The organism is Ruegeria sp. YTSC002 (genome assembly GCF_059609845.1).
The window spans coordinates 71,573-83,687 of sequence record NZ_JBXWML010000016.1 but is presented as its reverse complement, the minus strand read 5'-3'; the positions used below and the strand labels follow the sequence as shown (position 1 = coordinate 83,687).

Annotated in this window: 9 protein-coding genes and 1 pseudogene; 6 read left to right on the top strand and 4 right to left on the bottom strand. The window is 53.6% G+C overall.

The features are described 5' to 3' along the window. Positions 1 to 1,034, top strand: a pseudogene (locus AC2FFD_RS20730) (hypothetical protein); the annotation flags it as partial. A 421-nt stretch (positions 1,035 to 1,455) separates the two neighbouring features. Next, on the top strand, positions 1,456 to 2,301 hold the full coding sequence (locus tag AC2FFD_RS20725; protein WP_496874021.1) for a class I SAM-dependent methyltransferase: 846 nt from the start codon (positions 1,456 to 1,458) through the stop codon (positions 2,299 to 2,301). A 137-nt stretch (positions 2,302 to 2,438) separates the two neighbouring features. Here the strand turns inward: AC2FFD_RS20725 and AC2FFD_RS20720 are convergent, their stop codons facing one another. Beyond that, positions 2,439 to 3,494 carry an acyltransferase family protein gene (locus tag AC2FFD_RS20720; protein WP_496874020.1) on the bottom strand — a complete coding sequence of 352 codons (1,056 nt, stop codon included), beginning with the start codon at positions 3,492 to 3,494 and terminating at the stop codon, positions 2,439 to 2,441. A 15-nt stretch (positions 3,495 to 3,509) separates the two neighbouring features. Beyond that, positions 3,510 to 4,166, bottom strand: coding sequence for a GNAT family N-acetyltransferase (locus AC2FFD_RS20715; protein WP_496874019.1), 657 nt, complete (start codon positions 4,164 to 4,166; stop codon positions 3,510 to 3,512). On the opposite strand from AC2FFD_RS20715, the gene AC2FFD_RS20710 reads away from it, so the two are divergent. After that, positions 4,152 to 4,691, top strand: coding sequence for a hypothetical protein (locus AC2FFD_RS20710; RefSeq protein WP_496874018.1), 540 nt, complete (start codon positions 4,152 to 4,154; stop codon positions 4,689 to 4,691). The genes AC2FFD_RS20715 and AC2FFD_RS20710 overlap by 15 nt on opposite strands. A 108-nt stretch (positions 4,692 to 4,799) precedes the next feature. After that, on the top strand, positions 4,800 to 5,789 hold the full coding sequence (locus AC2FFD_RS20705) for a glycosyltransferase family 2 protein (protein WP_496874017.1): 990 nt from the start codon (positions 4,800 to 4,802) through the stop codon (positions 5,787 to 5,789). Positions 5,790 to 5,884: 95 nt separating this feature from the next. Here AC2FFD_RS20705 and AC2FFD_RS20700 read toward each other — a convergent pair whose 3' ends face one another. After that, positions 5,885 to 7,636 carry a glycosyltransferase family 39 protein gene (locus tag AC2FFD_RS20700; RefSeq protein ID WP_496874016.1) on the bottom strand — a complete coding sequence of 584 codons (1,752 nt, stop codon included), beginning with the start codon at positions 7,634 to 7,636 and terminating at the stop codon, positions 5,885 to 5,887. Between the two features lie 380 nt (positions 7,637 to 8,016). Between AC2FFD_RS20700 and AC2FFD_RS20695 the strand changes: the two genes are divergently transcribed. After that, positions 8,017 to 9,738, top strand: coding sequence for a glycosyltransferase family 39 protein (locus tag AC2FFD_RS20695; protein ID WP_496874015.1), 1,722 nt, complete (start codon positions 8,017 to 8,019; stop codon positions 9,736 to 9,738). A 1-nt stretch (position 9,739) separates the two neighbouring features. Next, entirely contained in the window at positions 9,740 to 11,644 is a 1,905-nt protein-coding gene (gene asnB, locus AC2FFD_RS20690) for an asparagine synthase (glutamine-hydrolyzing) (RefSeq protein WP_496874014.1), read from the top strand. Here the strand turns inward: asnB and AC2FFD_RS20685 are convergent. Next, positions 11,641 to 12,045, bottom strand: coding sequence for a GtrA family protein (locus AC2FFD_RS20685; protein WP_496874013.1), 405 nt, complete (start codon positions 12,043 to 12,045; stop codon positions 11,641 to 11,643). The two genes, asnB and AC2FFD_RS20685, sit on opposite strands and share 4 nt — an antisense overlap. Positions 12,046 to 12,115 lie beyond the last annotated feature (70 nt).

Genomic DNA, 12,115 nt, shown 5'->3' with positions numbered 1-12,115 from the left:
CTGTTTCTGACAACGTCCTGATCAAGCCCACCGAATACGACCAGCACTTTACCTATCAGGCCACGGCGCAGACGGACGGCTACAATCAATACATCGTCAAACCGGGAAGCCCGGCGGCTTTGGTCAGTGCAGGTTCTGACCTCGCAAACAGCATTTCGGGTTCATATTTTGATTGGCTCAAAAACAACGGGTATACCGGGACCGGCACGCCGTCTCAGCCCAATACCGGAACAAGCCAACCCAATATCGGAACGAACCCACCACCTGCTGATACCGGGGGCAGCCAGCCTGATACCGGGGAAAACCAACCCGAGGCCGGAGGCAGCCAGCCCGAAACCGGGGAAAACCAACCCGAGGCCGGAGGCAATCAGCCCGAAACCGGGGAAAGCCAACCAGAGGCCGGAGGCAATCAGCCTGAAACCGGGGGAAACCAACCCGAAACCGGAGGCAATCAGCCCGAAACCGGGGAAAACCAACCCGAGGCCGGAGGCAATCAGCCTGAAACAGAGGCCGACATCGAAAACCCCATCAACATTGCCGAACCTCAGGGCGAGTTGATGATCGACATAAGCAATCAGGACAGCCGGGGGAACATCGGAAAAGTGCCTGGTTACGCAGAAGCCGAGGAAGTTTCTCTATCGTTCGAGATGACCCGAGGCGAAGACGATACCGGCGCCGAGCGGCTTGTCTGGAACCACTCGAACTTCGGTCTGAAGCTGACCAAAAAGGGTCATCTGGTCGCGAAAGTCGACAACAACGATGGCGGTTTCCGTGATGGCTATAAGATCAAGGATCTTGATCTGAACGACGGAGAGGCACATCAGGTGACCCTGATGGTCGATCAGAATACTGACCGCCTTCAGGTGCTGGTGGACGGCGCTGTTGTCCTGGATGAAACCGAAACCGATTTCGATTTCGCGGGCGGCAGAGAACGGGACTGGTACGTTGGCGACAGCGTGGAAAGCCTCGGGGTCGAAGACGATGTGGAATTCATTGACTCGTCGCCGAATCCATACGCGGATTTGTTTGCCTGATGGCAACAACCGCCTCAGGTTAGAGAAATTGTCAATCAAAGCACGGGCGGGTCTCAGATTTGGGGCCCGCCTGCGCCTTTTCCGGATCAGCGCCCTTCAGAACATGCAAAACTGTGCGCATACACCCTTTATGAGGCATTCCTGTTGACTTAAAGCTCATTGTGGGCAGCGCAATTCACTACGACACATGCGAAAAAAGTTTGACCCCACCCAGGAGTTTTACGCCCCCCGTATTGTAACAGGCCTTCAGGGCGGGGCTGTCCAATCGGGTCCGTTCCGAAATGAGATTGCGGAAGTTTTGTGTTTTAGAGTGAAGGAGTATTTGTCTCGACACATGATCCTGCATCGGCATCATATATGACAGACAGACGGGCCACGACCTTGCTTACGAGTAAACTTTATTCAATTACAGGACCACGAAATGAAACCTGAGAAAATGCCAGTGACCGCAGCAAGCTACCAAGCTTACCTGAACAGCCCGTACAAAAGCAGCAAGCATTCGACCTACTTCGATGTGTATGACGAGCTTTTCTCTCCCTACATCGGCAAGCCAATTACCTTCGTCGAAATCGGGGTTCTCAGTGGCGGCTCTTTGTTCATGTGGCGCGAGTTTTTCGGGCCGCAAGCCCGCATCATCGGTGTTGAACTGAACCCCGGCGCAAAACGTTGGGAACAGGATGGGTTTGAAATTTTCATCGGCAGCCAGAGCGATCCGGCCTTTCTGGAAAAAATCGCAAAAGAGGTCGGTGAAATCGACATCGTCCTGGACGATGGCGGTCATACCTATGAGCAACAGATCATAACAACCGAGTGCCTGCTGCCGCATATCCGCGATGGCGGCATGCTGGTCGTGGAAGACACGCATACATCCTATATGGAAGGCTTCGGTCCCAAGCACCGTTCCTTCGTAAAATACGCCATGAGCATGGTAGATCGCGTAAACCGGCGCTTTTCCAAACTCCTCTCGGATGCCGCGGAAAAGCGGGTTTGGGGCATCCGTTTCTATGAATCCTTTGTTGTATTCGATGTGAACCGCAAGGCGACTTCTGTCGTGTCCGTACCAACCGACAACGGCGGGGAAGACCTGAACGCAAAAGACTTCCGCCACGCGGACAACCAGGCCTATGAAAACTTCCTGAAAGCGTCCAAAAGCCTGTCGGCTCTCAAGGTCATCCCCGGTACGCGATCCTTGGCCAAGCTGGCCCGACATGTGATATCGCTGCCATCGAACCTGAAGCATGCGCGGAAACTGAAAGAGTTTTTCTGAATTTCAACCGCCTTTCCGGCTGAGCGCGTCGCTGAATAGGGATCAGCAGCGCTCCAACGCCGTCAAGCCGGGGCGCCGAAGATACCGTTTCAATGTCTCAGGCGTTTTACCACCGGCGAAATACCCTGCTGCATTGGTCAGGAGAACGCCCGCTTCATCCTTTTGGTGATGGGTTTTTCCACCAGTGAAAAAACCAGGCATCCTGCGGCAACGCTGCTGGCCAGGCACAAGATGGACAGAACGTCACCATTCACAGGTCTGAGGACAATCGAGGACACTTTATAAAAAGCGGGAATGGTGAGTATCTGGACAAGGTAGATGCTGTAGGATGCATCCCCGAGATAAACCAGAAACCGATTTGAAATCTGCGTCGCAAACAGCAGCCCAAAAACGATAAAGAACGACGGTACACCCCAGATAATGACACGGTTTGTTGGATCGACCTCAAGTTCACTCGACAGGGAGGCACATAAAAGAAGCATCCCGAAAACAAATATCAAGACCCCTGTCTTTTCCCTGATTTCAAACCCTTTGTTGTAAAAATACGCGACAGCCATCCCAAACAGGAACTCAAGCGATATAAAATCACCGGACACCAGGGACACCCCGATCAGAACCAGGCTGACAACCAGGAAAACATGGACCCACGACCTCAGGAAGAGAGACAGTCCAAAAACAAAATAAAAGAGCATTTCCCATTCCAGGGTCCACCCAACATACACAATCGGCGGCTCACCGAGCACCAGAAGCGAAGAAAACAGGAGCGATGACAATATGATGGTTCCTGAAAGTTCCATGGACCTGAAGATCCCGGGAACTGCGTAATAAACCGCCACAACAAAAAGTGTGATCAGCCAGTAAATTGGCACTATCCTTAGAATTCTCGATCTCAAGAAAGCGCCTGTGCGCCGCTTTTTCTGCATTTGAGTGTGCAGCATGACAAAGCCGGATATCACGAAAAAGATATCGACCCCATTTGCACCCCACCCGGCCAGGAAGGATAAATAATCGGTGCTTTGTCCATATGTTGATGCCGTCTTGATGACATGGAGGAAAACCACATTTATGGCAGCAAAGGCTCGTAAGGCTTGAATATTATTGATCATCTGTTTCGAGTTTGTTTCCCGGATAAAATTCTGATCGAACTGGCACGTCACGGATTGAAATGCTGTGACTGCCTCGCCCCTCAGCATTCACTGATTCAAGAGTTATCTTTCCTCCAAGCGACAAATCGATGGTGGCGCATCCTGTCGCCAATGAACGGTTCCATTTCGGCGGTGGACCCCCTGTCCGATGGGCAAGAACCCCGCCGAAAGAATGCCGCGTTCTGACGATAGATTACTGTCACTGCAATCAATATAAATGCGCGTGGTCCCCTCTTCTGCCAGCGTGCGGCACACATGCTTCAGAATTTCCACATAATAGCCCCGGCCCCGCATATCTGGAACGGTAAAACAGTGAGAGATCAGAGCACAGTGCTCGGTCATCGGGAAGAAATATACGTCCACGTTTTGGCCGAAGCGGGTTTGCGCAATGGTTGCCGGAACCCCGTCGGAAAACCCGATCCAGACGGACATGCCCGCGTTCAGGTCGCCTTGAACATCCCAGTGGATCTTGTCCTGATTGCGCTTCAGAAAGTCTTTGCTTTGATCATCAAGATCGGACCAACTGCGAAAGCACCGCACGGTCAACGTGTTTGACATGCTGTCGATCTGCCGGGCCTTGCCGCCACTCATGGCGAAGAGCAACCTATGCTGTCCGACGACACGATCCCTGAAAAGCATCCACATTGTCTTTAATCCGCCAACAATTTCTCCCCGGCGAAAGGATCGCAAGACAAGATTGAGTCGGTGGAAAGATGTCATCAAACGCCCCTGCCTGGTTTTGCCATCCTGACGGCAACAGAATCGGGATTTCGTTCGACCTCAAGAAACACAGACCGTATCCCCTGCGATCTTTCAGAAGATGCGGCAGCCAAGAAAATACGCTCCAACACCTGTGAACAGGTTGGTAAGAATTCGCTTTCCGACGTTATGGGGGTTAATTTGGTAGATGCGGCAAAAAGGCTGGCTCTTCCGAAACCAGACGTTTCCGGGTCAATTTCTGGACCCGGCCTGAAAGTACCAAAGCACCTGTGCTTTGCCTTCACGCAAGATGCTTTCACTCTGTTTCGAATTTCGAATGCCATGCATCGCCCTTTCACTTCTGCACAAACCGTCCTCAATCAGTTTGAGATGTATAGTACTCACTATCTTCATCTTGATGAGCATTCGGTTTTCTTTTTTCGAGCCCCAAAAGCGCGCGCTTGGCTACTCACATTGATCACGCCAAAAAAGTCGCTATTCCCTATGCGCGCCGTGAGGTACTTATTGGTAGCGAAAAGATACTGAAAATCGAAATTTTGCGCGCCCATGCAAAATTTTTTGAACCGAAGTCAAAACCATGATCACCTGTGCCCAAATGAACGGAAAAAGGCCCGCGTCATGGTGACGTTGAACATGAGCACCCCCACATCTCCGTCCCAGGGAAAAGCCCCGGGCCAAAGCGCTCCGACGCTCAGCATCATCGTGCCCATGTTCAATGAAGAAGAGGTTCTGCCGGCCCTGTTCGAACGTTTGGAGCAATTCCTCGGTCAGCTTGGGGAAAGTTATGAGATCATCTGCGTGAACGACGGCAGCACAGACGCGACCGCCAGGATTCTGGCTGCTGCGCATGAGCGCGATGATCGTATCAAGGTGCTGAACTTTTCACGTAATTTCGGCAAGGAAATCGCATTGACGGCGGGGCTGGATGCAGCTGCGGGTGAAGCCGTTGTTCCGATAGACGCGGATTTGCAGGATCCGCCCGAACTGATCGAGACATTTCTGGAAAAATGGCGCGAAGGATTCGATGTCGTCTATGCCGTCCGGCGCCACCGCGACAGCGATACCGCGATGAAACGCTGGACAGCGCGGAAGTTCTATAAGGTCATCAACCGGCTCTCAGGCGTGCCGATACCCGCCAATACCGGCGATTTCCGCCTTATGGACCGGCGCGTGGTTCAGGCTGTCGTTCAGCTGCGCGAGCACAACCGCTTTATGAAGGGCCTTTTTGCCTGGGTCGGGTTTCGGCACACCGAGGTGGCGTATGACCGCCCCGAGCGTGCGGCGGGGCAGACCAAGTTCAACTACTGGCGCCTTTGGAACTTTGCGCTGGACGGTATTACCGGGTTCAGCACCGTACCTCTCAGGATTGCAGGCTATGTCGGCATGCTGACTGCGTTGGCCGCGATCATCTACGGTGTTTTCCTGATCTCACGTACCCTTGTTTACGGGGTGGATGTACCCGGCTATGCCTCATTGATGGTTGCAGTGCTGTTGATCGGCGGCCTGCAACTTGTCGTGCTGGGCGTCATCGGGGAATATCTGGGGCGGCTTTATGCAGAGGCTCAGAAACGGCCGCTTTACATTGTCGAAAGCAGCCTGGGCCTGGATGATCAGGCCCATTGACCTGCCTGTGGGCAAGTCGACCAACCCGCAGGCTGGCGTTTGTCAGCCAGACACGCCCTCCCGATACGGGGTTGCCAGGAGGACCGCCCGGGTAATCAAGGCCCGGTATCAGGTTCGAAAAGCTCGGCGCTGGCCCGCAAACGTTCAATTTTCAAAGTACGTTCATAATTCTGCAGAGCTTCCCGCCGTGCATCGGTGATGACAAGGTCTCCTTCGTGAGGCCACGTGATCAGCCAGACGCGGGATGTGGGGTTGGTGTGCAAAGATGTATCGTATTCGGAGACGACGAAATTCGCATCATTGATGTAGTAAAACAGCGGCGTATCGATCCAATCCCGGTCCCTCAGAAAAACCAGATCATCGGGCAGCATTTCAGGTAGCATGGCCTTCACAATTCCCTGATAGTCATTGGGAGAGCCCGGCTTACCAGCGGCGTAAGGTATGCTGGCCGCAAACACCAAAACGCACAGGCCAATCGAGGCCAGCCTGAAACGGTGGTCCTGAAATACCCGAACTGCACCGGCCGCGCAAAGGATCAGCAAATAAGGCACGAAAAGCAGAAAGGCCCTGGGGGCCAGGATGGAAACTTTGTAGGACGCTGCAAACAGGATCAGCGGCGAGACAACCGCAACAAGCCACAAAAGCAATGTCCGTTCCTGAGGATAGTGCAGTGTGTTTGAGGGCAGCTTGGGCACAACCGCGCCCCACATGGTGCCCAGAACAGGAATGAGCAGCGCCAGAAAAGGTAAAACAGACATCGCCATCAGCGCTTCGCTCCTGCGATGGGCGATTGAGCCGAGCCAGAACATGAAGCAGGCCGAACAACCCGCTGCCAGCCCCAAAACCCATATCGGGATCTTACGCTCTGGAACCACCACCGGCGCTTCGCGTTTGGGGGCTTTCAGGCTGGCCGCCAAAAGCAGCAGGGCAAAACCCAGAACAAACCAGGTCCAGACCGGCCCGATCTGCAGCGGCGGGACTGCAAAATCGTCTTTTGCAAACAGAAATCCAAAAGAGAAATACTCGATCAGAAAGTCAGGAGAAGGATCAGGAGCCGCTCCTTTACGCGCCCGATAAACCGCATGGGTCAGTGCCGGGGCGGACAGGATAAAGGCAAGCGCCTGCACCTGAAATAGCCGAGGGGCCTGCCGCAAACCGGTCCGGCGCCAAAACCGCAGGCCATCCACGTTTGTCCGGGGCAAGACCAGAGCCGCCCAGAACACATGGATCATGATAAGGGGCCAGAACAGCTCAACCGTCAGAACCCCCGCCATAACCGAAAGGACATAAGCGATCTCAAGGCCCGGGCGCGGTTCGCGCGTTCTGACAAGACACAGTAAAAACCAGGTCGCCAGCAATGACAGGAAGGCCCCAGCGACATACATGCGGGCCATCTGGCTCCAGAACACATGAAACCCATGAAGCGACAACAGCAGCGCGGCCAGGCATCCCACAGTCGATCCAAAGATATTGCGGGCGATCAGAAAAATCAGTGGAATCGAGCCTAAAGCGAACAAAACTCCTGGGAATCGCACGGCAAAATGGGACGTGCCGAACGCTTTGGTCCAGCCCAGCATGGACACATACCAGCCCATGGGATGCGGTTCATCGTGGAAATGCCACCAGATGGTTTCAGCCAGGTTATGGCGCGGCGGCGGTTCGGATATACCGGAAACCAGATCGATGCCAGGGACATAGATTTCCGGATGGGACATACTGCGCAGATCAATTCCCCAGAGCCGCAATATCAGCGTCAGCAAAACCGCAACCGTCAAGGCAAGCAGGACGGCACCTGTGCGATACTCGCGTCTGTTGGGAAAAACAGAACCTTTTTCGGATGTCGTCATGAAATTCTTGTCTCTTACTGCGCGTTATAACCGCCGGAGGAACACAATCGTCCCGGTAGAAATGTCGAGGTCTCGTCACGAGATAAACCAGCTTTTAGTTCACCACGATGCGACCAAAACAGTCAATTCGGGCTAAGTTTGTTTCATAGCTCTCTCGACCGAGATGTACTTGCACCGGATTGAAACATTATTACACATAGCTAGAAATTGTTTCGTTAAACTGCGATCATCAGCAGAATAAGTTTCTGATGATCCAAAAATTGATATGAGTGATAAGAAATGTAATCTCTGTCGTATTCCCGGCACAGGTAGAGCCGGTTTTGCAAAATTCCGCAGGGCGCTTAGGACATAAACGTTAATGGTATCGAGTACATAGTTGGATGGGCAGGCTTTCTTTTGGCGCTTTGGCGGGAGTGACGAGTGCTATTTTAGGGCTGCTTTTGCCAGTCGGTCTGTTCACCCGGGTGTTGCGCGGCGCCGATGCGGCAGCCGATCCGGCCTTTACCCAAGGGGTTTGGCTGTTCAAGGCCGGTCTCATCATCATAGGGGCATATCTTCTTTTACTGCGGCTACTGCCGATTGGCCGTCCGCTATCTCCACAGCGCCCCGAGGTTTCTCCCGCTAGCCCGGTCCAGACACTGATCTTTGGTCTTCTGCTGATTTGCGCCGCAGCTTTACGGTTTTACCGACTTGATACCGGCATCTGGTATGATGAAATCCTGACATCCGTAAATTACATGCCCCTCACAATCGGGCAGATCGTCAGCACCTATCACGATGCCAACAACCATGTCCTGTTTTCGGTGCTGGCACGCCTGTCTTTGTCAATCTTCGGTGACAGTGTCTGGGCCTTGAGATTGCCTGCGGTCGGTTTTGGTATTGCCGGCATTGCCGCTATTTACTTTTTTGCCCGTCGCGTCGGCCCGACTCGTGAGGCTCTGTTTGCGGCGGCACTACTGGCGTTTTCCTATCACCACATCTGGTTCAGCCAGAATGCACGTGGTTACACCGCATTACTGTTCTTTGCCCTGCTTTCCAGCACCTGGTTTCTGGACGCCATGCGCCAGGGGAGCCCCCGCAAATGGGGACTGTATTGCCTCGCCGTCGTCCTGGGGGCGTATGCGCACCCCACCATGGGGCTGATGGTGCTTGCGCATTTTGCAATCTGGAGCGCGGCCTGGTTCCGGCAAAATGAAGACGACAAGCGCTACCGCTGGAACGGATTGTTTTGTGGTTTCATCCCGGTAGGTCTGTTCACGTTTCAGGTCTATGCGCTGGTCCTGCCCAGCATGGTTGGCGGTGCGCTGCTGAATTCCGGACTGAAGGGAAAGGAGAATGAGTGGACCAACCCCTTGTGGGCGCTGGCGGAATTGTTCAGCAGCCTGCAGATCGGGCTGGCCAGTGCCGGCGTCGTTATGGCTGCAGGTCTTGTCTTTGCGATCGGCGTTATCAGCTTTGTCCGAACGCGACCAGCCGTTGTGGCGTTGTTTCTGATCCCGGTTGGGGTCGGGTTCATGGTGATGACCAGCATCGGGTATACTCTGTTTCCACGGTTTTTCTTTTTCAACTTTGGATTTGCAATCCTCATTGTGATCCGCGGGGCCTTTGTGACTGGCCAGCTGGCGGCGCACGTAGCGCGATTGCCCGCACCGGCCACGAAATGGCTGCCGACGCTGTTGTGCTCCGGTATCTTGGCCGTATCTCTCCTGTCCCTCCGGCACGTGTATCTGCCAAAGCAGGATTTCGAGGGCGCCATCAATCTGATTGAACGCAGCCGTCAGCCCGAAGACACGGTGCTTGCTGTCGGGATCGCAGGATTTCCGTTCAATGAGTACTATGGCAAGGGATGGAATGTCATCGAAACAACCGATGACCTGGACCGTCTCGCCTCGCGTTCCGGCAGAACCTGGCTTGTCTATACGATGCCTGTACACGCCCGAACCACATATCCAGGGATACTGGAAAGGATCAAAAAAGAATATTCTGCGGCTGCACGGTTCCGGGGATCGCTGGGAGGTGGGGACGTTGTGGTCCACCTTGAAGAGCCCTCCAAAACACCCGGCACAGAGAATGGCGCAGATACTGTGAAGGATAACGATTGATATGTGCGGAATATGCGGAATCCTGCGGGTCGACCCGACGGCCGATCAACCCGAAGAAGGGCTGATCACAGAAATGGCGACAACATTGGCCCATCGTGGACCCAATGATGATGGCACTTGGCTGAATGAAGATGTTGCGCTGGGTTTCCGGCGCCTCTCGGTGATCGACTTGTCTTATGCCGGCCACCAGCCAATGACCAACGAAGACGGCACTGTGGTGATCGTCTTCAATGGCGAAATCTACAACTTTCAGGAGTTGAAAGAGAAACACTGCCTTGAAGAGCGCGGTCATGTATTCAAATCGCGCACGGATACCGAGGTCCTGATTCACCTTTACGAGGAGATTGGCCTCGACATGATCCCGGAACTCAACGGGATGTTTGCAATTGCGATTTGGGATACCCGCAGCAGGTCATTGCATCTGGCGCGCGACCGCTATGGGATCAAACCATTCTTCTACCAGAAAGATAATGACTATTTCCGGTTTGGCTCCGAGATCAAGGCGATCATCGCCGATAGCCGGGTTGTGCGGAAACCATCGATGCAAGCCCTGCATGATTTTCTGACCTTCAACTACATCCCGGGAACCCAGACAGCCTTTGACGGTATTTCCGAAATACCGCCGGGGCATCACATGACTGTCACCCGTGACGGCGCAATCTCGATACGGCGGTACTGGGATCTGAACTTCCATGTCGATCCCGGTATGACCGAAGCACAGGTGATTCAAAAGTCTTATGAACTCATGGACAAGGCTTTGCAGCGCCGTCTGGTCGCGGATGTTCCGATTGGCGTATTCCTGTCGGGAGGGCTGGATTCCAGTACCCTGGTCGCACTCATGCACAAACATGTGGATGAGCCTATCCACACCTATTCCGTCGGCTTCGAAGATCAGAGCTTCAATGAGCTGCCCTATGCCCGAATTGTGGCCGAAAAGTTCAACACCAAGCATCGTGAAGTAACCGTCACCGCCGATATGGTGCGGGACATGCTACCAAAATACCTGAGCTTCACCGATGAGCCATATGGCGACGGGTCTGCAATACCGACGTATTTCATCAGCGAACTGGCCAAGGATGAGGTGGTTGTCGTTCTATCAGGCGAAGGCGGCGACGAAGTCTTCGCCGGCTATGACACCCATGCGGCTTACAACATGTATAAACAGGCCCGAAAGATACCCGGGTTCATTCGGAATGGCGTGGTGAAACCGCTGGTGAACTGTTTGCCCGTGTCAGACAAGAAGCTCAGCTTCGAATTCAAGGCCAAGCGGTTTCTGGGCGGGCTGGACCTGCCCCCTGAAGAAGCCCATCTTTGGTGGCGGATTGTCCTGGGCGAAGCTGAAAAACTGGACCTTTACGCAGATGGTGTGGCCGAAACCGAGACCTTGCAGCCTTCAGTGCGGCATTTTCAGGCGGCCTACGAACATTGCGGTGCGGAAGAGACCCTGTCACGTCTGATGTATATCGATTCAACCATCTTCCTGCCCGACGATCTGATGATCAAGAATGACCGGATGACCATGGCGCATTCTCTTGAGGCCCGGGTGCCCTTTACCGACCCGGAGCTGACCGGGTTCATGGCCACAGTCCCCTCACATCTGAAAATGAAGAACCGGCGCAAGAAGCATCTTATGCGGCGTGCAATGGAAAACGATCTGCCCGACAGCATTCTCAACAAAAAGAAGGTCGGGCTTGAAATGCCCTATTCCCGCTGGCTCAAGACCGAGCTCAAGGATCTGATGATGCGTTATCTCGGACCCGAGAATATTCAGCGTACGGGCCTGTTTCGGGTTCAGGCGGTGCAAACACTGATCAACGACCATCTGAGCGGAAAACGGGACAATGGCCGCCCGCTCTGGGGTCTTTTGAACTACATGATGTGGTACGAGCTTTACATCGATGCCTAATCCGGTTTGCGAAACACCCAGAGTGTCGAAATCACATAGCTGGTGACAAAAGATGCCCCGATCGCAATCAGAAGGATGAACCAGAACGGCAGGGTTGTCACATATCCCAGAGCCGCCACCACAGCGAGGCGGGCCAGCAAAGATGACAGAACCGCCATCAGATATTTGCCATATCCCTGGAGCGAGATTGTGCCTTTGTCGGTATGCTCATAGCTGAAGATATTATGCCCGCAGTAATTGACAAATGAGCCCAGCACAAAGCCGCATATTGAGGCAAAAACATAAGGGGCTGCAAAAGTCAGAACAAGCAACAGCGCCAACAGGTAATCCGCAATCGTACCCAGAACGCTGATACTGAGAAACCTGAGGAGCAGGCGCTTGTCTTTGAGCTTTGAAATCATGGTTTTAAAGCTTCAAAATGGTCATTGGCTGAATGATAACGGGGCAAAATGGTTTCCGTTTAAATAACTA

What these genes read in the sequence shown, in the direction of transcription:
- AC2FFD_RS20725 (WP_496874021.1), top strand. Translation starts at nt 1,456, where the DNA reads ATGAAACCTGAGAAAATGCCAGTGACCGCAGCAAGCTACCAAGCTTAC.
- AC2FFD_RS20720 (WP_496874020.1), bottom strand. Translation starts at nt 3,494, where the DNA reads ATGCTGAGGGGCGAGGCAGTCACAGCATTTCAATCCGTGACGTGCCAG.
- AC2FFD_RS20715 (WP_496874019.1), bottom strand. Translation starts at nt 4,166, where the DNA reads ATGACATCTTTCCACCGACTCAATCTTGTCTTGCGATCCTTTCGCCGG.
- AC2FFD_RS20705 (WP_496874017.1), top strand. Translation starts at nt 4,800, where the DNA reads ATGAGCACCCCCACATCTCCGTCCCAGGGAAAAGCCCCGGGCCAAAGC.
- AC2FFD_RS20700 (WP_496874016.1), bottom strand. Translation starts at nt 7,636, where the DNA reads ATGACGACATCCGAAAAAGGTTCTGTTTTTCCCAACAGACGCGAGTAT.
- AC2FFD_RS20695 (WP_496874015.1), top strand. Translation starts at nt 8,017, where the DNA reads ATGGGCAGGCTTTCTTTTGGCGCTTTGGCGGGAGTGACGAGTGCTATT.
- asnB (WP_496874014.1), top strand. Translation starts at nt 9,740, where the DNA reads ATGTGCGGAATATGCGGAATCCTGCGGGTCGACCCGACGGCCGATCAA.
- AC2FFD_RS20685 (WP_496874013.1), bottom strand. Translation starts at nt 12,045, where the DNA reads ATGATTTCAAAGCTCAAAGACAAGCGCCTGCTCCTCAGGTTTCTCAGT.